The 23,144-nt window shown below is 35.4% G+C and carries 28 protein-coding genes; all 28 read right to left on the bottom strand.

The window, feature by feature from the left end; genetic code table 11:
* Positions 1 to 133 precede the first annotated feature (133 nt).
* The 28 genes from rpsB to J2R98_RS02090 all read right to left on the bottom strand — a co-directional run bounded on the left by rpsB (position 134) and on the right by J2R98_RS02090 (position 23,113).
* A complete protein-coding gene (rpsB, locus tag J2R98_RS02225; RefSeq protein ID WP_307065690.1) occupies positions 134 to 883 on the bottom strand; it encodes a 30S ribosomal protein S2 in 750 nt (249 codons plus the stop codon).
* Between the two features lie 146 nt (positions 884 to 1,029).
* Positions 1,030 to 1,572: a DUF6115 domain-containing protein gene (locus J2R98_RS02220; protein ID WP_307065688.1), complete on the bottom strand. Its 543-nt coding sequence runs from the start codon at positions 1,570 to 1,572 to the stop codon at positions 1,030 to 1,032.
* 22 nt (positions 1,573 to 1,594) lie between these two features.
* Positions 1,595 to 1,909 carry a hypothetical protein gene (locus J2R98_RS02215; protein ID WP_307065686.1) on the bottom strand — a complete coding sequence of 105 codons (315 nt, stop codon included), beginning with the start codon at positions 1,907 to 1,909 and terminating at the stop codon, positions 1,595 to 1,597.
* 15 nt (positions 1,910 to 1,924) lie between these two features.
* Positions 1,925 to 3,358, bottom strand: a complete 1,434-nt coding sequence (locus tag J2R98_RS02210; protein WP_307065684.1) for a FapA family protein — start codon at positions 3,356 to 3,358, stop codon at positions 1,925 to 1,927.
* Positions 3,359 to 3,375: 17 nt separating this feature from the next.
* Positions 3,376 to 4,137, bottom strand: a complete 762-nt coding sequence (locus tag J2R98_RS02205; protein ID WP_307065682.1) for a FliA/WhiG family RNA polymerase sigma factor — start codon at positions 4,135 to 4,137, stop codon at positions 3,376 to 3,378.
* Positions 4,138 to 4,169: 32 nt separating this feature from the next.
* Positions 4,170 to 4,493, bottom strand: coding sequence for a hypothetical protein (locus J2R98_RS02200; protein WP_307065681.1), 324 nt, complete (start codon positions 4,491 to 4,493; stop codon positions 4,170 to 4,172).
* Complete coding sequence (locus tag J2R98_RS02195; protein ID WP_307065679.1) at positions 4,493 to 4,993, bottom strand: chemotaxis protein CheD; 501 nt, start codon at positions 4,991 to 4,993, stop codon at positions 4,493 to 4,495. Before J2R98_RS02195 ends, J2R98_RS02200 begins: the two co-directional genes overlap by 1 nt.
* On the bottom strand, positions 4,990 to 5,613 hold the full coding sequence (locus J2R98_RS02190) for a chemotaxis protein CheC (RefSeq protein ID WP_307065677.1): 624 nt from the start codon (positions 5,611 to 5,613) through the stop codon (positions 4,990 to 4,992). The genes J2R98_RS02195 and J2R98_RS02190 overlap by 4 nt, the downstream gene beginning before the upstream one ends.
* Positions 5,614 to 5,636: 23 nt before the next feature.
* Positions 5,637 to 6,104 carry a chemotaxis protein CheW gene (locus J2R98_RS02185; protein WP_307065675.1) on the bottom strand — a complete coding sequence of 156 codons (468 nt, stop codon included), beginning with the start codon at positions 6,102 to 6,104 and terminating at the stop codon, positions 5,637 to 5,639.
* 12 nt (positions 6,105 to 6,116) lie between these two features.
* Positions 6,117 to 8,126 (bottom strand): chemotaxis protein CheA, encoded by a 2,010-nt coding sequence (locus J2R98_RS02180; RefSeq protein WP_307065673.1) that lies wholly within the window; start codon positions 8,124 to 8,126, stop codon positions 6,117 to 6,119.
* A 13-nt stretch (positions 8,127 to 8,139) separates the two neighbouring features.
* A complete protein-coding gene (locus J2R98_RS02175; protein WP_307065672.1) occupies positions 8,140 to 9,192 on the bottom strand; it encodes a protein-glutamate methylesterase/protein-glutamine glutaminase in 1,053 nt (350 codons plus the stop codon).
* Position 9,193: 1 nt separating this feature from the next.
* Entirely contained in the window at positions 9,194 to 10,063 is an 870-nt protein-coding gene (locus J2R98_RS02170) for a MinD/ParA family protein (protein WP_307065669.1), read from the bottom strand.
* On the bottom strand, positions 10,057 to 11,187 hold the full coding sequence (gene flhF, locus J2R98_RS02165; protein ID WP_307065668.1) for a flagellar biosynthesis GTPase FlhF: 1,131 nt from the start codon (positions 11,185 to 11,187) through the stop codon (positions 10,057 to 10,059). Before flhF ends, J2R98_RS02170 begins: the two co-directional genes overlap by 7 nt.
* Positions 11,187 to 13,223 (bottom strand): flagellar biosynthesis protein FlhA, encoded by a 2,037-nt coding sequence (gene flhA, locus J2R98_RS02160; protein WP_307065666.1) that lies wholly within the window; start codon positions 13,221 to 13,223, stop codon positions 11,187 to 11,189. The genes flhF and flhA overlap by 1 nt, the downstream gene beginning before the upstream one ends.
* An 18-nt stretch (positions 13,224 to 13,241) precedes the next feature.
* On the bottom strand, positions 13,242 to 14,327 hold the full coding sequence (gene flhB, locus J2R98_RS02155) for a flagellar biosynthesis protein FlhB (protein ID WP_307065664.1): 1,086 nt from the start codon (positions 14,325 to 14,327) through the stop codon (positions 13,242 to 13,244).
* 1 nt (position 14,328) lies between these two features.
* Positions 14,329 to 15,108, bottom strand: a complete 780-nt coding sequence (gene fliR, locus J2R98_RS02150; protein WP_307065661.1) for a flagellar biosynthetic protein FliR — start codon at positions 15,106 to 15,108, stop codon at positions 14,329 to 14,331.
* A gap of 1 nt (position 15,109) precedes the next feature.
* Entirely contained in the window at positions 15,110 to 15,379 is a 270-nt protein-coding gene (gene fliQ / locus J2R98_RS02145; protein ID WP_017185294.1) for a flagellar biosynthesis protein FliQ, read from the bottom strand.
* 21 nt (positions 15,380 to 15,400) lie between these two features.
* Positions 15,401 to 16,069, bottom strand: coding sequence for a flagellar type III secretion system pore protein FliP (fliP, locus tag J2R98_RS02140; protein WP_307065657.1), 669 nt, complete (start codon positions 16,067 to 16,069; stop codon positions 15,401 to 15,403).
* Positions 16,062 to 16,748 (bottom strand): flagellar biosynthetic protein FliO, encoded by a 687-nt coding sequence (locus tag J2R98_RS02135; protein WP_307065655.1) that lies wholly within the window; start codon positions 16,746 to 16,748, stop codon positions 16,062 to 16,064. Before J2R98_RS02135 ends, fliP begins: the two co-directional genes overlap by 8 nt.
* A 20-nt stretch (positions 16,749 to 16,768) precedes the next feature.
* Positions 16,769 to 17,131 carry a response regulator gene (locus tag J2R98_RS02130; protein WP_307065653.1) on the bottom strand — a complete coding sequence of 121 codons (363 nt, stop codon included), beginning with the start codon at positions 17,129 to 17,131 and terminating at the stop codon, positions 16,769 to 16,771.
* A gap of 22 nt (positions 17,132 to 17,153) precedes the next feature.
* Complete coding sequence (gene fliY / locus J2R98_RS02125; RefSeq protein ID WP_370871916.1) at positions 17,154 to 18,344, bottom strand: flagellar motor switch phosphatase FliY; 1,191 nt, start codon at positions 18,342 to 18,344, stop codon at positions 17,154 to 17,156.
* The gene (gene fliM, locus J2R98_RS02120; protein WP_307065650.1) at positions 18,337 to 19,332 is read right to left on the bottom strand and encodes a flagellar motor switch protein FliM; all 996 of its coding nucleotides are present in this window, start codon (positions 19,330 to 19,332) and stop codon (positions 18,337 to 18,339) included. The genes fliY and fliM overlap by 8 nt, the downstream gene beginning before the upstream one ends.
* Positions 19,333 to 19,361: 29 nt before the next feature.
* On the bottom strand, positions 19,362 to 19,784 hold the full coding sequence (locus J2R98_RS02115; protein WP_307065648.1) for a flagellar basal body-associated FliL family protein: 423 nt from the start codon (positions 19,782 to 19,784) through the stop codon (positions 19,362 to 19,364).
* The gene (locus tag J2R98_RS02110) at positions 19,768 to 19,995 is read right to left on the bottom strand and encodes a flagellar FlbD family protein (protein WP_307065647.1); all 228 of its coding nucleotides are present in this window, start codon (positions 19,993 to 19,995) and stop codon (positions 19,768 to 19,770) included. Before J2R98_RS02110 ends, J2R98_RS02115 begins: the two co-directional genes overlap by 17 nt.
* A 40-nt stretch (positions 19,996 to 20,035) precedes the next feature.
* On the bottom strand, positions 20,036 to 20,905 hold the full coding sequence (gene flgG / locus J2R98_RS02105) for a flagellar basal body rod protein FlgG (protein WP_307065645.1): 870 nt from the start codon (positions 20,903 to 20,905) through the stop codon (positions 20,036 to 20,038).
* A 102-nt stretch (positions 20,906 to 21,007) separates the two neighbouring features.
* Positions 21,008 to 21,385 (bottom strand): TIGR02530 family flagellar biosynthesis protein, encoded by a 378-nt coding sequence (locus tag J2R98_RS02100; RefSeq protein ID WP_307065644.1) that lies wholly within the window; start codon positions 21,383 to 21,385, stop codon positions 21,008 to 21,010.
* Positions 21,378 to 21,836, bottom strand: coding sequence for a flagellar hook assembly protein FlgD (gene flgD, locus J2R98_RS02095; protein ID WP_307065641.1), 459 nt, complete (start codon positions 21,834 to 21,836; stop codon positions 21,378 to 21,380). Before flgD ends, J2R98_RS02100 begins: the two co-directional genes overlap by 8 nt.
* Before the next feature lie 2 nt (positions 21,837 to 21,838).
* Entirely contained in the window at positions 21,839 to 23,113 is a 1,275-nt protein-coding gene (locus tag J2R98_RS02090) for a flagellar hook-length control protein FliK (RefSeq protein ID WP_307065639.1), read from the bottom strand.
* Between the last annotated feature and the right edge of the window lie 31 nt (positions 23,114 to 23,144).

The raw sequence follows: 23,144 nt of genomic DNA, 5'->3' as shown, positions 1-23,144 counted from the left end.
CGATTTTATGTTTGAAGTTATATTTGATATAAACTTACTTAGTCGTTTACATCGTTCCACATAATTATGTTTCTAAAACTCATGCTGTAAAAAAGGTGATAAAAGGTCCTACCTCTTATCACCTACAACCTTTTTACTCTTGAACTGTTTGTTTTTCTTCTTGTTCTCCAGAAGCATCTGCAGCAACATCTTCTGTCGCTTCACCTTGTTTTACTTCAAGGATAGCATCTGCCATTCTTGTTGTAATAAGTTTAACAGCACGGATTGCATCATCGTTTGCAGGGATTACGAAATCAATTTCATCTGGATCGCAGTTAGTATCAACCATTGCTACGATAGGGATATCTAACTTTTGCGCTTCCTTAACTGCAAGACGTTCTTTTCTAGGATCAACGATGAATAGAGCATCAGGCAGCTCATCCATATTTTTAATTCCGCCTAAGAATTTCTCTAGACGATCTTTTTCTTTTAAGATCATAACAACTTCTTTTTTCGGAAGTACATCGAATGTACCATCTTCTTCCATGCGCTCGATATCTTTAAGGCGATTAACACGCTTTTCGATCGTTTGGAAGTTAGTTAAAGTACCACCTAACCAACGTTGGTTGATGTAATGCATGCCAGAACGGATCGCTTCTTCTTTCACCGTATCTTGTGCTTGCTTTTTAGTACCAACGAATAAGATTGTACCTCCATCTTGAGCAACCTCTTTAATGAAGTTGAATGCTTCATCAACCTTTTTAACTGTTTTTTGTAGGTCAATGATGTAAATGCCGTTACGCTCAGTGAAAATGTAGCGCTTCATTTTTGGATTCCAACGGCGTGTTTGGTGTCCGAAATGAACACCAGCTTCCAATAGCTGTTTCATTGAAATAGCTGACATAATAAAATCCTCCTAATGGTTTTTTTCCTCCGTTTGCTTCATATATAAGCAAAACTCACTAATCATGAGCACCTTTACTTACATCCACAAACGTGTGTATTAACACCAAAAGTAAATATATCACAACTGTTTTGGCGTAGCAAGTATTAAATAGTCATTTTATGATTAAATTTTACAATTAGTTCAACCTCTGTATAACCCAGATTTAATTTCTTTGCAGTAGTTTCTATTGAGTAACCTTGGTTAATAAGGTTGAGTACTTGATTTTGTAGGCTTGATTGAGTATTTTGTTGTTCATAATCACCTTGTTTTTGGGAGCTCAGTTCTAATTGATCCTTCTGTTCTGAGATGACATGATCTAAATCGAATTCGACATAGTCATCTTTTGACAGAGAAGGATAATCAACGTTATGTTCACGTTCCTCTACACTTATTTTGTTGCTCGGTTGATCTTGGTCGTTGTTAGCTATTGAAGGGTGTTGATTAGTTTGCTCTACTCTAGATAGCTGTTCTAGCAGTTTTTTATTTTCATCTTTTATTTCTAATAAATATGAATTAAATAAATCCTCAATCTCTTGAACTCTTTGTTCTGATTGCTGTTCCGCTTCATTCGATTGCCTTAATTGGATAAACAACCAAAATATCGCGAACAAAGCTACTCCATGTAGAACTAAGTAAATGATTTCCAACTTCCATACCACCTAATATTGTTTACTTTGTAAAATCTACCCGATTACCTAAGTAAGGGTGAGGAATGTTTGTCCCACGTCGATCCTTACTTTCAGCTTGATTATGATTGTTCGCACCAGTTTCTGCTTTACTTTTCTGGTTTTCGTCTTCATTGTCGATTTGCTCAGTTTGTTCAGATTCTAGAACTGCTTTTCTTTTTCGTTCAAGCTCACGCAGTTGTTCTTGCGTTATTTGATCTTGCATTAATTGGCCGCGTTGTTGTAATTGGTCTTGAAGTTGACTAGCATCTTGGGTTCTTGGGAGAGCCACTTGCATTTCAACAGCTTTCCAACTCATTAAAACCGACCCTTTCTATAGTGGATTTATAGAAAAATCATGATTTTCATATACAATTGAAACTTTACTAGTTTCTTGACTGAATACTTTTGCATACTTACTATATTTGACTTCTACATTTGGATAAATTATACCATGAACTGTCACCTTGGGTAAATTTTCTTCATTATAATTCATATCGTTCTGAGTATAAATAGAATATTCATCATTTAATTCACTTAATTCTAATTTCGCTTTCTCATAAGAACGCTTCTGTCTTAAAAGAGTAATTCTCTCTTTACTACTTAATTCTCGTAATTCTTGTAACTGCTCCATCTTGCTACCGATCGTTTTTAATTTTTTTAACTGTTCTACAAGTTCTTTCATTCGCTCTTCTATATAAGATTTCTTTTCAACTACTTTTTTATTTTCACCTAAATACAGTTGTGTTTTGGAACTCATACGATTACCTATATCATTGGCTTCAATTATTTGACCACTAGATATCGAACCGCCAATAATATGACCTTTGTAACAAGATACAAATTCGCGAGCAATTACTTCACTATGTAGTATTGATTGATTAACGTATATGCTGCGACCGGCTTCTAGATTTCCTTGGTTTATATTACCTGCCTTTATATCTAAAGTTGCACGAATTTTACCTTTTCCTTGAGAAGAAATCCCTTCCTCAATAAAAACAGAACCACCCGCTTCTAAGTAAGCACCTTCAACAATACCTTTAACTGTAATATCTCCTCTAGCATTTAAAGTAAAGCCCTCTGGCACATCTCCTTTAATTACAATAGAGCCATTAAATTCAATATTACCTATTGTCAGATCAAGGTCTTTGTTCACTTCATAAACTGGCAATACTTTAATTTCTTTCTCAGTAAGGGTAACTTGTCCACTATCTGTCGCATATATTGTTTGATCATTTTCAATGTGTTTTGTATTTTCCCCAGCTTTAATTGTTACAACTTTACCTGGTTTCGCTTCAACCTCTTTATTATAAACATTAATACCAGGTATACCTTTTGTCGGAGCTATAAAGGTTAATAACGGGTCATCTGTTTCAACAATAGGGATTTGCATCATTTCCTTAAAGTCGATCTTATGCATCTCTCCATCAACATCTACCTTTGCATTAAGGTTTACATGGTAATCAATATACCCATCTTTACCATTTTCAGCTTCAATACCTCTAGCTACTTCAATTTTAGAGGGATCTAATGTTTTATCTTCATTGTTTAAAACCTCTTCACAAAATTGGTGAATTGCTTCTTCGTCAATCCCGTATTCAATTTCATTTTTATGAAGCAAGTCAATAATATTTGGAGGAGTAATAAATTCAGCAATATCGATTTCTTCTTCTAAATCAATACTAGAAAGATAACTATTATTGACTTCGATAAAAACGATCATACGATTGTCATTAACTTCAACATCTATTAACTGTGATATGTCCAACACCCTTCACCCCTTAATCATGCTGTTAATAACCTTTTCAACTTAGCAATTGCCTTACTATGAATTTGTGAAATGCGTGATGTCGATAACTCTAAGACATCACCTATTTCTGTTAGGGTTAATTCTTCTTTATAGAACAAGCTTAAAACGATTTGCTCATTGTCGTTTAGCCTTTCCATCTCATTCAACAATTCCTCAACATCTTCATTTCTTATCAGTTGATCATCAGGTGTTAATTCATGGGTGTCTGGTATCGTGTTTCTTAAACTTTCTCGCTGTTCGTCATTCTGTTCACTTGTTTTTTCTTCGATTGATAGTACATGCGCAAACAACGTATCTTTCATAACCTCAGCAACGTCTTCAGGGGGCGTACTAATTGTATGAGCGATTTCGTCAATGGTTGGTTCTCGTTGCAACTTCTGTTCTAAAGTTTCATAAACTTGTTCAATTTCTTTTGATTTTTCACGAACAGAACGTGGTAACCAATCCTCTTTTCTTAAGCCGTCAATGATCGCTCCTTTGATTCGAAAGGAAGCATATGTATCGAACTTTAAGTCACGCTTTGTTTCAAACTTTTCCAAAGCATCGACTAACCCCATAAATGCTAAGCTTTTCACATCTTGTTTCTCTACATTTTTAGGTAAATGAGTGTGAATTCTATTGACTTGATAATCTACCAACGGCATATAATGTTCCACTAATAGATTACCAGCTTCTTGATCTCTATTTTCTTGCCACTTATTCCATAACATTGACAGAGAGGACGTAGTTTTTTTCATTTGACGGACCCCCAAGATTTACTTTCTCGCTGTTATTCATTCATTAAATTACGAATATGCTTTGCTGTTTCGGTTGAATTCATTTCATCATTCTCTTCTTGGTCTTCTATATGTTCTACTGGTTCTTTGTTTTCTTGAACATTCTCTTTATGTTCGCCTTGTTGAGAAACAGTTTTTGTTTCAAATATATAAGTGATGATTCGTCGAAAAATATAAGTTATTAAAAATGCCAAAATCAAAGTAATAATAGCCCTAATTAATGAATGTTGCGGTGTATTATTAGTCAGTGATAATAAAAAAACATAAACACTAATAAATGTTGATAAAACAACATTATGCCAAACTGAGCCGACCATTATATATATGTCACACCTTCTTGAATTGTCCTAATTTTAAGTAAAGATTCATCAATCATGAATTCGACCGTTCTCCCTCGATTACCACCTACATCTTCAGCAACAATCGGTATGTTATATTGTTTAAGTTGCTTTCTCACTGCTTCAACATTTCTAAATCCTATTTTCATCATTTCATTCTCACTTTTAACATTAAACATTTGAGCACCGCCGGCCATTTTTGCTTTAAGACTAGACTTTCTAACACCTTTGAATTCAAGTTGTTCAATTAATGCTTTTATACCAGTGTCAGCAAATTTCCCTTCTTTAAATGACTTATTTCTTGCCATAGTTGAATCAGGTAACATGACATGAATTAAGCCCGCAATATCTGAAAAGTTATCATACAATATAAGTCCTACACATGAGCCTAATCCAGCTGTCATAATAGTTTGTGGATGTTTGGCAATATTAAAATCTGCTATCCCAACTTTAACAACTTCCAAAACTTGTTGATTCATAATGGTTTAACTCCTAGTGATTCAAAAATAGTTGCATAAGCATCTGGGTTAGGAAGCAAGAAGAAATGCCCTTTCAACTCGCGGTCCAGTCCATCTATGTCATGAAGAATGGTTTCAATCATAATAGCTTGATCAGAAGCAACTGAAATTTCAAGTAGTCCTTGAGTTAACATAGCACCTACCATATCAATAGCTACATGTGGTACAGATTGATTGACATCTAAATTAGTAAAATCAGATAGCGCTCTTAAATAGGACCCCGTTAAAATATTACCTAATTCTAAAAATGCTGATGTTGCTAGTTCATCACCACTTGAGACTGTTTTTGATTGTTCCCCAATCATCATTTGAGTAAATAAGTCAGCTTCTTTTGGCGGAACCATAAAAAACATACTTCCTGATATATCCCCGGTTGCCTGGACAAAAACAGCCGCTTGAACCTCATCTTTACCTCCAACTTCCATCATCATTTCATCAAATGAAACGATATTAACAACCGGAACGGTCATCTGTACTGTTCGATTAATCAGACTTGATAAAGCTGTTGCAGCATTGCCTGCTCCTATGTTTCCAATTTCTTTTAAGACATCTAAATGTATACGTTCAAAATAACCTTCCATGTTAAGAACCTCACGTTTACAAATTATGATTTCACCTTAGATAAATGATCAAACTCTTCTTCTGATAATACTTTATCGAGGTTTAGCAATACTAAAAGTCTTTGACCAATCTTTGCTACCCCTTTAATATAATCAGCACTCACTGAACCAACAACTTCTGGTGAGGGTTCAATTTGATTTTGCGGAACATCAACTACATCGTTAGCAGCATCGACGATCATTCCAACGCTTTGATCACCAATCGTCACAATAATAATCCGAGTGCTCTCGGTATATTCTTCTTGCTCTAAGTTAAACCGCTCCCTTAAATCAATAATCGGTGTAATAACCCCACGTAAATTCATGACACCTTTTACAAAACGTGGAGCACGTGGTACACGTGTAATGCCTTGCATCCTCTCAATCGAACCAACATGCTCAATTGGAACACCGTATTCTTCATCTTTTAATTGAAAAACGATGACTTTTTCGTTTTGTATCACTTCACTCATGATCATTCCTCCTTATTTAATAAGAGCATTACTGTCAACTATTAAAGCAACTTCACCGTTTCCTAAGATTGTTGCTCCTGAAATGGCAAAAATATTAGATAAGTAGTTTCCTAAGCCTTTTAGTACAATTTCTTGTTGTCCGATGAAAGAATCTACGACTAAACCGGCCATTTGATCCCCTTTTCGAACGACGACAACAGAATAAAATTCATCACCCGTCTGCTTTTCACTTGGAACTTCAAACACTTCTTTCAAGTCAACTAAAGGTACTATGTTTCCTCTAAAATCAATTACTTCCTTATTGTGTGCTTTCATAATCTCTGATTTTTTAATAACAGCTGTTTCTATAATTGAAGATAATGGAATAGCATACGTCTCATTTTCAATTACGACTAGCATGACAGATATAATGGATAGTGTTAATGGAAGTTGGATCGTGAATGTTGTTCCTTGACCTAGTTCAGATTCAATTTCAATCGAACCTCCTAAAGATTCTATTGTACTTTTCACAACATCTAAACCAACACCTCTACCAGAAATGTCTGACACTTCTTGTGCTGTTGAAAAACCACTTTCCAAAATCAATTCATTTATTTGCTTACCTGTTAAAGTACTGGATTGTTCGTCAGTAATGACTCCGTTTTCTATTGCTTTAGCAAGAACCTTTTCCTGATTAATACCTTTACCATCATCTTTAATCTGTACAAATACATGATTACCGCTATGAAAAGCTTTTAAGAGAAGCTGTCCTTGCCCATCTTTTCCAGCTTGTTGTCTTTCCTCAGGAGTTTCTACTCCATGATCTACAGCGTTACGAATTAGGTGAACTAAAGGATCACCAATCTCATCAATAACGGTACGATCAAGTTCTGTCTCAGCACCTTCAATTTGCATGTCTATTTTTTTACCTAAGTCACGCGTAAGTTGTCTAACCATCCGAGGGAAACGGTTAAATACTTGGTCTATCGGAACCATACGCATCGTTAAAATAGTATTTTGTAGATCGCCTGATATTCTTGAGATTCTTTCAACTGTACCTTTTAAGTCACTGTGATCTAACTCTTCAGATATTTGTTCTAAACGTCCTCGGTCAATTACCATTTCTTCAAATAAATTCATTAAAGCATCTAAACGCTCAATATTAACACGAATAGTTTTATTACCAGCTGCCTTTTTAGGTTCATCTGATTCTTCTGTTTGTTGTGAACTACTTGTAGAGTGTTCGACAGTCGCTGATATTTCCTCTTTGACATCAGCTTTAGGAGAACTGCTTTCAAAATCAAATGGATCAACATCAACTTGTGATACTTCAGACACTTTCAATATTTTAGCTTTTAAATCCTCAGATGATTCTGACGAAACTAAAATCAAGTCAAAATGCTGGTCAAATTCTTCATTTTCCAATGCATCCACTGTTGGAACTGATTTAATAACTTCTCCACTTTGTTCTAAAACTTCAAATATCATATATACTCTAGCAACTTTTAATAAACAATCTTCAGATAATGCTACTTTAATTTGATAAATAAACTGCCCATCTGATTTAGCCTGTTGTAAAACTGTTCTTTCGAATTGATCAATAGATAAAGCATTGCTAACAGAATGAGTCACTGTCGTTTCGCTGGCTGGATCTTGAACGGTCTCACCTGATTCAATTGCTTTTAGCTTTGTGACAATTGTATCGACTTCCTTTGCACCAGTACCACCTTCAGCAATATCAGTAATCATATGCTCTAAGTATTCAACAGAATCTAATAAAACGTCCATCACTTCAGTTGTAACAGCTATTTGTTCTTGCCTAATTGCATCTAAAACATTTTCCATTTTGTGTGTTAAGTCGGATAAATCTTCGTATCCCATTGTTGCAGCCATGCCTTTTAACGTATGAGCCGCTCTAAAGATTTCATCTACAATCGCTAGATTAGTAGAGTCTTTCTCTAGATTTAATAGTTCATCATTAACAACTTGTAAGTTTTCTTTGCTTTCATCAATAAAAATATCTAAGTATTGATTGGATTCCATAAGTCCGCCTCCCTTACCGTTCAACCAGTTCAATTAGTGCATCAGCAACTTGGTGAATCGGTTTAATTAAATTAGGATTAACATTTTCTGCGAGAGATTTAGGCATACCGTAAATGACAGCCGTTTGATAGGATTCTGCAATTAAATATGTTGATGGGTCTTTTTCCCTTAGCACCTTCGCTCCCGCTGTACCATCACTACCCATACCGGTTAATACTACGCCAACTTTATTATACGACTTTAACTCTGCCACTGACTCGAATAAACGATTAACTGATGGACGATGACCATTAATTGGTTCTGATTGTTCAACAACTGCAGCTAAAGAGCGGCCGATTTGCTTTACTTGTAAGTGGTAATCTCCTGGTGCAATGTAAGCATACCCATTTTTTAATAACTCGCCATTTTGTACTTCTTTAACATTAATGTCTGAAAGTCGATCTAGCCTTTCTGCTAATGATTTTGTGAATTTCGCTGGCATATGTTGAACGATTACAATGGGTACATCTATTTCTTTGGGTAATTGTGACAAAACCTGTTGTAAAGCTTTTGGCCCCCCTGTTGATACACCGATTGCTACAATTGTTTCATTATGTTTAAACTGTTGTGTTTTTACTTCTGTATAATTATGGTGATCTTCTTTTGGTGAGTTGGTTCTATTAATATTAGCAGTAGCTGCTTGTTTAACTTTTGTACAAATATCTTCACTAACAGTATTTAAGTCTAATGAAATCGGTCCAGAAGTTTTATTAATAAAATCAATTGCTCCATGTTGTAGCGCCGTAATCGTACTATTAGCCCCTTCATAAGTTAAACTTGATAGCATAATAACAGGTGTTGGTTGCTCTTCCATGATTAACTTTAAGGCTGTTAACCCATCCATTACTGGCATTTCGATATCTAATGTAATGACATCTGGATTTAATTGTTTAACTTTTTTTAATCCATCTTCACCATTCCGCGCAGTTCCGATTACTTCTAAGTATTTGTCTTGATTAATAATGTCTGATATTACTTTCCGCATAAAGGCAGAATCATCGATGACTAAAACTTTAATCTTATGCATGTTAATCTACCTTTCTACTAAACATAGACTTAACTCGATTAATAAACTGTCTTTTAGGCGTAGTCGATTTTGCTTCATCCATAAATGTATTTACAACATTGTCCATCGACTTTTTTGCTTTACTTTTTTCATTAAAATTATAAAATGGTACTTGTTTCTTTACAGCTTGCACAACAGTATAGTCTTCGCGTATAAAACCAATAAAATTTAATGAGTGATCAAGAAATTTAGTAACAACCGTTTTCAACTTGCTATAAGCAAGTTGTGCCTCTTGTTCATCTGTTGCACGATTTACTAGCAATGATAGCTTTAAATCTTCCCTTGTGTTATGTACAATTAACCGTTTTATAGCTGCATATGCATCCGTAATAGAAGTAGGTTCAGTTGTTGTAACAACTATACTCTCATCAGCTGCTTGAATAAATGCAAGGTGTTCCTCTGACATGCCTGCCCCTAAATCAAATATAATATAATCAAAAGAATTAGTAACATGTTGTAACTGCTGCATAAAGTAATTATACTTATCTCTGTCTAAATGAAAAAAGTCATTTAATCCTGTTCCTGCAGCTATATAAGAAATGTTATGAGTTCCTTCTTCTATAATATCAGAAATTTGCAAATTTTTCTCTAACATTGTCGAAATACTGTGTTTTGGTTGGAGTCCTAGTAAAATATCAATGTTGCCCATTCCGATATCTAAGTCGAAAATAAGTACTTTTTTTCCTCGTTCGCTTAATCCTATACTGAAATTCAAGGCGAAGTTAGATTTTCCAACTCCACCTTTACCACTAAACACTGCGATCGTATGTGCCTGCTCTCCTTGTTGCTTTTTCATCCTCATTCGCAAATCATGTGCTTGGTCTCTCACCATACATTTTCACCTGCAATCAATTGAGCAACATTATCTACCGTCGCTTCTTCTATATCATCTGGAACGTCTTGCCCTGTTGTTAAATAAGCAATCTTAAAGTCATAACGGCTCCAAAGATTTAAAATCGGTCCATAAAGACTCGTTTCATCAGCTTTAGTAAAAATAACTTGATTGATCGGTAAGGCTTTGAAGTTGTTATATATATCGACCATATCTTGTTCTTTTGATGTTAATGAAAGGACACAGTATAATTCATCGTCTTCACCAAACTCGATTAGCTGATGAATTTGTTCAATGTACTCATTTTTACGGAAATTACGTCCTGGCGTATCGATAAAGATCAAATCTTTATGACTTAAGTTCTCTTTAGCTATTTCGAAATCTTCACTATTATAAGCAACCTCAACAGATAAATTTAGAATTTTAGCATAAGTCTTTAATTGCTCAACAGCTGCAATTCGATAAGTATCCAATGTGATTAGCCCAACATCTTTGCCTTGTTTAATTGATGCATCAGCAGCCAACTTGGCTAAGGTTGTTGTTTTACCTACCCCAGTTGGTCCGAAGAGAAAAAGGTTCTTCGTTGAACTATTTCGTTGGTAATCAATGGACGGTTTGAGTTTTTCAGCTATTAGATCTTGTAATAATTGAAAATACACTGTTAAGTCTTCATGCTGACCGTTGGAGTAATACTCAGCTAATAATGGTTGGATTAACTCATCAATTAAAGGTTGAGAAACCCCTTGACCTTGCAGATGACTATTAACTTTTTCAATTACTTCTGGGTATTGAGCTGTTTGTTCCTGGTTTGACAGTTGTTCTTTCAAGTCACGGATTTCTTTAAGCAAATCAGGGTCATACTCTTTCTTTGTAGTCGAACTTTCATTTAGATTTGGCGATTGTTCTTGCTTAAAACTAACCTGAGTGTTCTTGCTTTGCTTATTTAAAACAGGGTTGGGATCAACTGCTGCAACAACTTCAATATTTCTCTTTTTAAACAGACCTAAAAACCCATTGCTCCGTTTTTCTCTTGAATTCAATATTACAGCTTGATTTCCAAGTTCTTTTCTTACTAATTTCATAACTTCCGGCATTGTCGGAGCTGTATATTTTTTAACTTTCATTAGATATTCACCACCCCGGCACTCTCAACTTCCAAGTCTGGTTCTAGTTCATTGTAAGATAAGACAACAACATCTGTTAAATAACGACCAATCATTTGCTTCACATACCTTCTGATAGCTGGAGAACATAGCAATATTGGCGTTGAATTATCAATAAATGCTTGGCTAGCTTGTTGATGGATCGTTTCGATCACTTTTTGTTGTGTTTCTGGATCCATTGAAATGAAACTACCGTGTTCTGTTTGTTGTATGTGCTCCGCAATTGTCTTCTCAACTTGTGGAGATAGTGTAATAACTTTCATCTTATAGTCATTAGAAGCAAACATTTTCGTAATTTGTACTGACAAGGATTGTCTACAATATTCTGCTAATAAGTCAGTATCATTCGTCATTTTGCCGTAATCTGCCAATGTTTCAAAAATAATTGGTAAGTTTCGAATGGATACTTGTTCCTCTAAAAGCTTTGATAATACTTTTTGAATTTCACCAACAGACAATGGTTCTGGTGTGACTTCTTCAACTAGTGTTGGGTAGTTTTGTTTTAAATGATCAATCAACTGCTGTGTTTCTTCACGACCTAATAATTGACTTGCATATTTTTTAATAACTTCCGTAATGTGTGTCGATACTACAGATGGTGGGTCAACGATTGTATAACCCGACAATTCAGCTTCATCCTTCATATCTTCACTAATCCATTTAGCAGGTAATCCAAATGCAGGCTCGACAGTATCAATACCTTCAATAGTCTCATCATCCATACCTGGACTCATCGCTAAATAATGATTTAAATACAGTTCACCTTTTGTTACTTCATTTCCTTTGATTTTTAACTGATATTCATTTGGATTTAACTGAATATTATCCCGAATACGAACAACTGGAATTACAATCCCAAGTTCTAAAGCAATTTGCCTTCTGATCATGACGACACGATCTAGTAAATCTCCACCTTGATTAGCGTCGGCTATTGGGATCAACGCATAACCAAATTCGAATTCAATCGGATCCATATTAAGCAAGTCAACGACATTATCTGGTGTCGCAACTTCTTGATCATCAGTTTGCTGATCATTTTCCTCTTCTTCATAAGCTTGTTTTTGTTGTTGTTGAGACCTGTCTAGGTAAAATCCACCCACTACTAATATGGTTGCGATTGTTGTTGTCAACAAGAAATGAATAGGCGTAAACCCTAATAAGAAAATTGTACCTCCAGCAACGTATAGTAATTTAGGGTAACGGAATAATTGCCCTGTTACATCATGCGATAAGTTACCTTCAGCTGCGACACGCGTAACGATAATACCCGTTGCGGTCGCTATAAGGAGTGCTGGAATTTGTGATACAAGTCCATCACCAACTGTTAGACGTAAAAATACATTGACAGTCTCAGTAGCTGATAGTCCCCACTGCGTCATACCAATAATAAAGCCAAAAATAATATTAACTAATACAATGACAATACCAGCTATTGCATCACCTTTAACGAACTTACTCGCACCATCCATCGCTCCGTAAAAGTCGGCTTCATTTTCTATTTTTTCACGACGCTCTTTAGCTTGTTGTTCAGTAATCATACCCGCATTTAAGTCGGCATCGATACTCATTTGTTTACCTGGCATCGCATCAAGTGTGAAACGCGCTGCAACCTCTGATACTCGCTCTGCACCTTTTGTAATAACAATAAACTGAATAATTACTAAGATTAAGAAAATAACAAAACCGACAAAAGGGTTACCTCCTGTTACAAACTCTCCAAAGGTATCAACAACGTTACCAGCGTCAGCTTCTGATAGAATACTACGAGTTGTCGACACGTTTAACCCTAATCGGAACAAAGTTAAGAGTAAAAGTAATGAAGGAAAGATTGCAAAATCTAAAGCTTCTTGCGTGTTCATTGTGACAAGAATGACGATTAAAGCTAAAGAAATATTCGTCAATATTAAAATACTTAAAAGCCACCCTGGTAATGGAATGACTAACATAATAATAATTAAAATAACACCTAATAATACCGATAAATCTCTTGCTGACATTTCTAAAAACCCTCTCCATTACTTCGCTCTTTTTTCAAGTTTGTAAACATATGCTAATACCTCGGCTACTTGTTGGAAAAAATCTTCTGGAATTGTATCTCCGATTTCTGTAGCGTAATATAAACCTCTTGCAAGTTGACGATTTTCAACTCGCACAACATCATTCGCCTTTGCTACTTCTCTAATTTTTAATGCGACGTAATCAACACCCATTGCGACAACAAAAGGTGCATCAGCTTTGTCTTCATCGTACTTCAAAGCTATAGAATAGTGCGTTGGATTTGTAATCACAACATCCGCTGTAGGTACTTCGCTCATCATTCGTTGTTGCGCCATTTGACGTTGTCTTTCTTTAATTCGCGATTTGATTAACGGATCACCTTCGATGTTTTTATTCTCATCTTTAACATCCTGTTTTGACATTTTAATATTTTTTTCATGATCATATTTCTGGTATAAGTAATCAATCACAGCAACAATCATAAGCATAATCGTTGCACCAATACCGATTATAATAGTTAGTTGTCCGAAAAAAGAAATTGCCTCACCAATTGTTTTTTGTGATAGCATCATGAGTTCATCTTTATTAAACCATATGATTGTAAAACACACGGAGCCAACAGATGAAATCTTTAATAAAGACTTTAAAAATTCAACTAAGGCTCTAGCTGAGAATATTCTTTTAATGCCTTTTAAAGGATCAATTTTCTTCAGATCGAACTTCAGAGGTTCACCAGTAAATAAGAAGCCAATTTGCATATAGTTGGCAATAAGTGCGCCTATAATTGCTACAATCATTACTGGTAAGACTACTTTTACCCCTTCTACTGTTGATTGAAAAAAAACTTGTTCAACATTATCCGTAGTAAGTTCCCAATGAATAAATTCAGTGAAACTCTGCGTATAAACCCCCGTTAACATTTCTCCCATGAAGGATCCATAGACTAATAAAAACACGAAAACACAAAACAACAATATTGAAGTATTGACATCCTGACTCTTAGCGACTTGACCTTTTTTACGAGAATCTTGCTTCTTTTTTGGGGTTGCTTTTTCTGTTTTTTCTTGGTTGAAATATTGTAAATTTAAGCGTAATTGTTCCACATTACGCCCCTCCCATAATCTCCAGAAGCTGTCGCATCGTCTGGAACATGTAATTAAATAATTCACTAATAAGTAAGCCAAAAAAGCTGAAAGAAATTAGGATCACGACAAAACTTACAGATATCTTAAGTGGTAACCCTACCACAAACACATTCATTTGTGGTACTGTTCTGGCAATCATACCTAGTGCAACATCAACTAAAAATAATGTTCCAACAATCGGGATCGCCATTTGAAATGCGAGTAAAAACATTCCTGACATCGTCATAATGATAAACTCAGGAAACGCCTCATTATGTATTGGAATCATATCTTGGAATCCTATAAATTGATAACTATAAAAAATACCATCGATTAGTAAATGGTGCGCATTAGTAGCAACAAGTAATAACAAAGCAAAAATATAGTAATACTGACCAATAATTGGACTTTGAACACCAGTTTGCGGGTCTACGACGTTAGCAATCGCAAAACCCATTTGAAAGTCAATAAACCCACCAGCAATTTGTACACCAGCTAATATGAGATAAGCAATTAAGGCAATTAAAATACCGATTGTAACTTCCTTAAGTAAGAGTAATACATACTGACCATCAAATAGCATAGCAGGAACATCAAGCGATAAGTACATAATCCAAGATAAAACAAAAACAAACCCAACTCTGTGCATCATTGGTATAGTGTGATATGAAAATAAAGGAACTAAAAAGAAAAAGCCAGCAAGTCTAGCTAAAACTAGAAAAAAAGCTGGTAATCTTGTGAAATCTAATAATTCTAGCATGTCAACCAACTACTTGTGATATATTATTAAAAATACTTACGGTAAACTCAATCATTCTTTGCAGCATCCAAGGGCCTAAAATAACAATCCCAACAAAGACTGCGACAATTTTAGGGATAAATGCTAACGTTTGTTCTTGGATTTGTGTTGTAGCCTGAAAGATGGCAACAGTTAGTCCGACGAATAATGCTATTAATAATAAAGGACCAACAACTATTAAAATAGTATAAATGCCACGTTCAGCAAGTGACACGACCATGTCTGGTGTCATACATATTCCTTCTTCCTATCGCTATATATAACTCTCTAAAATTGAATGGGTAATTAAATACCAGCCATCCACAATTACAAATAATAAGACTTTAAATGGTAATGAGATCATAACTGGTGGAAGCATCATCATCCCCATTGACATTAAGACACTCGCTACAGCCATATCAATGACTAAAAACGGTATAAAGATCATAAAGCCCATTTGAAAAGCCGTTTTTAACTCGCTAATGGCAAAAGCAGGAACCAATGCTGTAAGCGGGATATCTTCTATTGATTGAGGCGTTTCTGCACCAGAATAATCAAGGAACAAAGCTAAGTCTTGTTGTCTCGTATGTTGAGACATAAACTCTTTGAAAGGAATGCTTGCTTCATCATAAGCTTCTTCTAATGCGATTTCTTCATTAAATAACGGTTGTAATGCTTGTTCATTAACTTCATAAAATGTTGGAGCCATAATGAAAAAAGTTAAAAACAAGGCTAAACCTATTAACACTTGATTTGGCGGCATTTGTTGAGTCGCTAATGACGTACGAACAAAAGATAGAACAATAATAATTCTAGTAAAACAAGTCATCAAGATTAAAATACTAGGCGCTAATGTTAGAACAGTTAATAAAATTAATAACTGTACGGACGTAGCAATAGCTCCTGGGTCATTTTCTGAAAACATGTTTACAAACTCATTCATCTTTTGTTCCATCCTTATCTTGATAACGTTTCATCATTCTTTTTCTTGAGTTTTTCATCGTTTCTAACTCAGTCTTAAACTGATTCTTAGTCTCTTGTTCTTGATATGGGTTTCGGTTACGGTTTTGAAAGTTTTGTAACACAGATTGAAATGAAATATTGCTAGATGATTCTTCATGAGATTGTGATAACTGTTCAATAGTTGCTTCATCCTCAACTTTAGTTAACATTTCTACGTTGTCTCCAACACCTAATAAATAGTACTCATTTCCAACCCTAACGACTTGAGCTGATTTGTTATTACCGAGTGCAATGCCACCTACATTTTCTAACGATTGTGTTTGTTGATAGATCCTTGTACGCTTTTGTACAAACTTTAAAACAACAAAAATTAAAGCTAACACAAGGACAAGTGCTGCAATCATCCTTAAGAAATCGAGAAATAATGAGCGATTCGATTGGCCCATTTGTTCTTCACTTTGCTCATTATTCGTTACCGCTGGCGGCGACTCTTCTTCCTGTTGTTCATCGCTTCCATCATTAGTAACACCAGAATCAAATTCTTCCAGACAATCAGAAACACTTCCATCACATTCTTCATTCGCAAATGTAATCTCTTCATATGAACTAAATAAGGTTATAAATAAAATTGAAACTAACAAAATTCTCAACAACTTCATAACTAATCAACCTTCACAATTTAACTTAATGCCTTGCCGATTGCTTCTAACACACGTTCAGCTTGGAAAGGTTTTACGATGAAGTCTTTTGCTCCAGCTTGAATTGCATCAATTACCATCGCTTGTTGACCCATTGCAGAACACATCACTACTTTTGCTTCACCATCATGACTAATAATTTCCTTAAGAGCATCAATACCATCTTTTTCAGGCATTGTAATATCTAAAGTAACCAAATCTGGGTTCAACTCTTTATACTGATCAACTGCTTCTTGACCATTTTCTGCTTCACCAACTACTTCATAGTCATTTTTTTCTAGAATATCTTTGATCATCATTCTCATAAATGCTGCATCATCTACAATTAAAATTTTATTACTCATTTTAACTTCCCCCTATAATAATTTATTTTAATTTTTGTATTCTTTCTGATTGACTTAATATATCTGATACTCTAACACCGAAGTTTTCGTCGATGACAACAACTTCACCTTTAGCAATTAATTTATTGTTAACTAGAATATCAACAGGTTCACCAGCTAATTTATCTAATTCAACAATTGATCCAGTGCTTAGCTCCAATATTTCTTTAATACTCTTGCTTGATCGCCCTAACTCTACTTGTACATTTAGAGGGATATCCATCAATAAATCTAAGTTTCGCTTTTCGCTAGAATCTAGTTGCGATTGCCCGCCAAAATCTGTGAACTCTGCCTTTTCAACCTGGTGATCACTTTGTTGTTGAAACGCTTTTTGTCCGATGTGTTGAGTTGTTTCTTGATTGTTTACATGGTCACTACGTTCTTTTGTAGTATGTACTGAATGTTCCTCTTCTACATTAGTCATACTCCCTTGGTTATCTGAAGACTCATCTTGGCCTGCTTCATCATCTATATTCAACAGGTTATCAACAAACTCTTTAGCGAAATCTATTGGTAGTAACTGCATAATACTAGAGTCAATTAACGTACCGACTTGTAATTGGAATGATACCTTAACAAGCTCGCTTTCATTTGGGATATAATCAGTACCTTCACCCGACTCAACATCTAGCAGCGTTGTATCTGGCGGTGTAATATCTACTCTCTTATTAAATACAGAAGACATGCTTGTCGCTGCAGAACCCATCATTTGATTCATCGCTTCTTGTACTGCGCTCAATTGAATTTCACCAAGCTCTTCTGAAGGTGACGTGCCATCTCCACCTAACATTAGATCAGCAATAATAGCTGCATCTATGCTTTTTATGACAAACAAATTGGTACCTTTAAACCCATCTGTATAATCTACTTTTACCGCCACGTGTGGAGTAGGAAAAGTGTCACCTAGAGAATCACTATTAATAGCCGATACGATTGGTGTTGTAATTTCTACCTTTTGATTCAATAAAGAAGAAAGAGCTGCAGCAGAACTTCCAAATGAGATATTACCTAGCTCCCCAATCGCATCTACTTCAATATCTGATAAAACATTCGAAATATCAGCTGAATCTACACCCTGTTTTAGTTCGCTAGAATCTTCTTCAGCATCATTTTGTCCCCCATTTAGAAGGGCATCAATTTCTTCTTGTGAAAGCATATCATCATTATTATTCATCATCTTCACCCCTTGTTTCTCCTAAAACTTGTACTGCCATATGACGCTTCTTTTTACCAGGCTGTACATAGAATTTAGGTTCATCATTAACAAATAATTTTAATGGTTCTTCAATTTTCTGATTCAACATAATTACATCGTCTTTATTCAGATTCAAAAATTCTTCAATAGAGATTGATGATTCACCTAACACTGCTTTAGCATCAACATTTACTTGGTTTAAGTTAGATGCTATATGTTCATAATCTTCTGGGTTACTTTTGCTTGATTCATTTTGCATCCAGTAGTGAACGGATAACTTTGTGATAATCGGTTCTAACACCATATGAGGAATACATATGTTCATCATACCCGAACTTTCACCAATTGTTGCGTTTAAAGAGACAACGACTACAGTTTCATTTGGGGATACCATTTGAATAAACTGGGGATTGATTTCAAACTCTTCTAAAGTTAAATCAATTTCAACCATACTGCCCCATGCTTCTTCTAATGACTCAAATGCTCGTTCAAACAACCTGGACATTATTCGGCTTTCGATTTCAGTTAAATTATCTACTTTGTTCTCACTTTGACCTTCACCACCCAAAAGGCGATCTAAAATTGCATAAGCTATATTTGGATTAACTTCACACATTAGCCTGCCTTCTAAAGGTTCAACTGAGAATATATTTAATATCGTGCGTTGTGGCATTGATCGTACAAATTCTTCATAAGGGACTTGGTCAACTGAGGCAACTGTTACCTCAGCGTATGATCTAAGCTGACCTGCAAAAAAAGAAGTCAGCAATCTAGCGAAGTTTTCATGAATTCTAGTTAACCCACGGATTTGGTCTTTTGAAAACCGTAGTGCTCTTTTAAAATCATAATCCCTTATTTTTCTTTCATCAGTTTGCTGCTCTTTAAGCTCTTCAGCATCCATCTCACCAGTTGAGATTGCTGAGAGAAGCGCATCTATTTCTCCTTGGGATAATACATCTTCTGACATTTTTTCACCTCCATATCGGAGTGCCGAGCTTACTGAACCGTTTTTTCAGTAATGAAAATATCGGTCACTTCTCCTTCATCTAACCGATCATTTAATGCAGTGGCCACTTCATCTCTCACACGATCAAGGTTTGTTCTAAAATCTTCCCCTTCTAAAACGGTCAACTCTTGAATAATTGCATCATTAATCATAAAGGACTCACCTTCTTGAAGCTGCTCACTAGTATTTTGATTATCTGTTACGACCCTAAATTGGATTCTTACAAAACTTCCATCTGATAAATCGGTTGTAATTTCATTAGTTACAAATGAACTTTCTGCCATTTCACCAATCGTTCTTTCACCATCTATGTTCTCATTGAAATCTACAAATACTAGTAAAATTATAGCTACTATTCCTATAATAGTTAGCGAGATTAAAGAGGTGAGCATTATCTTAATTGGTTTCGTCATTTTCATCAACTACTTTCGCTTGGAGATCTACAAATCCAACTCTTTTATAGTAATCAGTTGAATATTGAATAATTGTATCCACAGATTCTTGGACAAAATAAGTTTTACCGTTTGATAGAGTAATTGTCGTATCCGGTAAAGCTTGTATTTTCTCTATGTATAAAGCGTTAAGAACAAACGGATCGCCGTTTAATCTAGTAACTGTAATCATATGATGAATTGGGGGCTAAACGAAGTTAGCCCCTCCCCCCTTATCGTTTTAAGTTAACTAACTCTTGAAGGATTTCATCTGAAGTTGTAATAACGCGTGTATTAGCTTGGAACCCTCTTTGAGAGGTAATCATTTCTGTAAATTCTTCAGCCAAGTCAACGTTAGACATTTCTAAAGCACCTGCATAAAGGTTACCTGTACCACCTTGACCAGGAATGTTAAGGTAATCATCGTCCTCACCCATTAAGCCTGAGTTACCAGTTAGTGCATAATTGTTTCCACCAACCTTTTCTAATCCTTCTGGGTTTGAGAAGTTTGCTAACATAACTTGTCCAGCTTCCTCAGAATTACCTTCATCAGAAACGTAATTCACTGTTCCATCAGCACCAATATTAAAGCTCTGTGCACCTTCAGGGATATTAATTCTACCAGGTTCACCATCCACTTCACCGACTAAATATTGGCCATTGGCGTTAACAATGTATCCTTCCTCATCTAAGTAAAAGTTACCTGCACGTGTGAAATTGATTTGATCACCATCATTGGGATCAATATCAACTTCTGCACCATCACCACTAACCGTTCTTTCTGCAACGACAAACATACCATCACCTTCAACCGCTAAGTCTAATGGTCGATCTGTCGTTTGACGGTTTCCTTGAGTATGAATATTATCGATGCTTCCTGTATTTGAACCTAACCCAACTTGCATCGGGTTACGACCACCTAATTGGCCATCCCCTACTGGACCAGTAGCACCTTGTGTTGTTTGACTCATTAAATCAGAAAATGTTTGGCGCCCTTTTTTATAACCAAATGTGTTAACATTGGCGATATTATTTGAAACAACATCTAACTTGTTTTGGAAACCATTCATACCTGATATACCTGTATACATTGAACGTAGCATTAAGCTTCATCCTTTCGATTTTAAATACTTTAACATCACTGCCTCTGTCACTCAGCAGTTTTATTGGCTTCCTTTCGGTCCAGCCAATTTGCTTATAAAATTTTATAAAACAATCGTACCATTTACGTTTGTAAATAAATGACCAGTTGCTTCTTGACGATCCATTGCTGTTATAATCGTTTCATTCTTAGTACTAGCAAGTAAAATGGCATCAGACAAAACCACTGCTGATTCTGTAACACCTTTTTCTTTAGCTTCAGTCATTTTTTGTTCTATTTGTTCCCACTGCTTCTCACTAATTTGGATATTTCGTTCGTCCATCCGTTTTTGAGCATGCTTACTAACTTTTACGCCTTCATTAGAAACATTTTCAAAGACGGTTTTAAACGACTCGCCTTGAATAGATTTACTTTTAGGTTTGGTATTTGCATTCGTAATGGATAAAGGCTGTTGATGTAAACCAGGATTAATTTTATTCATTTGAGTCACCTTCATCGTTTGCGTCCACTTGGCCGATTTGAGTGACTTCTTCAGCACTTATTTCTTCACCATTATCTAAAGAGATGATAATGCCGTCGCCTTCTTTTCTGACCGATTGAACAACTGCACTTAACTCTTCTTCTAGTTCTCCATCACTAAACTCACCGTAATTAACAGCTTGACCAATTAAGTTTGAATACTGTAAGAAGTTTGAATAACTTTGATTTTCCATAAAGCCGGTAAAATCGTTAGCCATATTTGTCATTTGTTCAAGTTGAGAAAAGGTTGCCATTTGTGCAATAAAATCTTTGTCATCCATCGGGTCTAATGGGTCCTGGTTTGTTAATTGTGTCATTAAAATTTGCAAGAAAGCATCTCGACCAAGATCATCATTATTCGTCTGACGTGATTGGGACTGTTGATTTAACATTAATGATTCATCAATTTTCACTACTACACCTCCTCTTGGAATAAAAAGTCTTTGAATTCAACGGAAGTATTTTCTTCTTGTAGCTCTTCTTCTTTGTCATCTTCATAAGGTTGTTCATCTGACTCTTGATTTTCATCTTTTAGTTGTTGTTTCGTAAAATCAGTATTTGTTTGGTCGACTTGACGTTCAATAACAACTTGGTTCGGATGAAATAAGTGTCGTAATTGATTCAAGTTACTTTCTAACATCTCTTTTGCAGCAGTAGACATCACAGATATTTTCACTGCCATTTGTCCATCAATTTGTGTAAATTGCAATGTCATTTGACCTAAGTTCGCTGGCTTAAGCTGTATGGTTAAGTTGTTTGCACCATTAGCTCGTCCAAACTGAGTTGATTGCATAATCTTTTGAAGTTGTTCTATTATTTGTTGCTGGTTACTCATTTGACTTGACTGACTACTGTTGGCACGAGATACATGAACTGTGAACTGCTCTAACTTTGACATATTCAACTGTTCAAAGTTAAAATCTCCATTTCTTTGCATCATACTAGTTTGTTCTGAACTACCATTTCCCTGACTTAACAAACCGGGCAATAACTGTTTAATTGAATTAATTGATTGTTGGTTCGTTTGGTTGATCTGTGAGTTTGTGTTCTCAACTTTGCTCTTTATTTGTTGTAAAAGTTGAGTCCATCTTTCGTTTGACTGACTATTAGTTTGTTGCTGTGAAAGTTGATTTTGACTGACTAAGTTCCCAACCAATCTCGATAACAACCGTTCAACTTGTTCTAACTTCTTATCTAAATGAGATGGTTCACCTTTATGGTTATGATGTATCAGCTGGCCACCATGGATAGATAAGTCTAGCATGTTCAACTCCTGATCTTTTTCTGAGACTTCATCTTGAAGGTTATAGTGTATTTCAGTTAAAAGTTGCCCTAAAGTATGGATCAGATCACTATCCAACTCATCCAAAAAATCTGATTGCTCTGTTAGTAATTCTTCCAAACTATTAAGCATTTGTTCAATTTCCTCTGATGATAAAGAGGCTAACAATTCATCTAAATTCACATCACCATCTTCAATTAAATCTGTAAGTTGAGTCAGTAATTTAACAAGATCTGATTCTGTTAATAATTCACCTTCAAGTTGTTCTAAATCTACATCGTCCATCGACTGTGCAAATTTATTACCGAGTAAATCTTTAAACCCTGTAGAGTCTTCTTGCTTAACTGAACCTTTGTTAGTAAAGGTTTGAGGTTGCATCATTGGCATCAATGCCATCATCCCGTTCATCTTTTCACCCCCTTTCAAGTGATATTATTGA

It is taken from the genome of Alkalibacillus filiformis, from assembly GCF_030814115.1.
Taxonomy (GTDB): Bacteria; Bacillota; Bacilli; order Bacillales; family Alkalibacillaceae; genus Alkalibacillus; species Alkalibacillus filiformis.
Note: the sequence above shows the minus strand (reverse complement) of the source record. Positions and strands in the feature narration are given on the sequence as shown.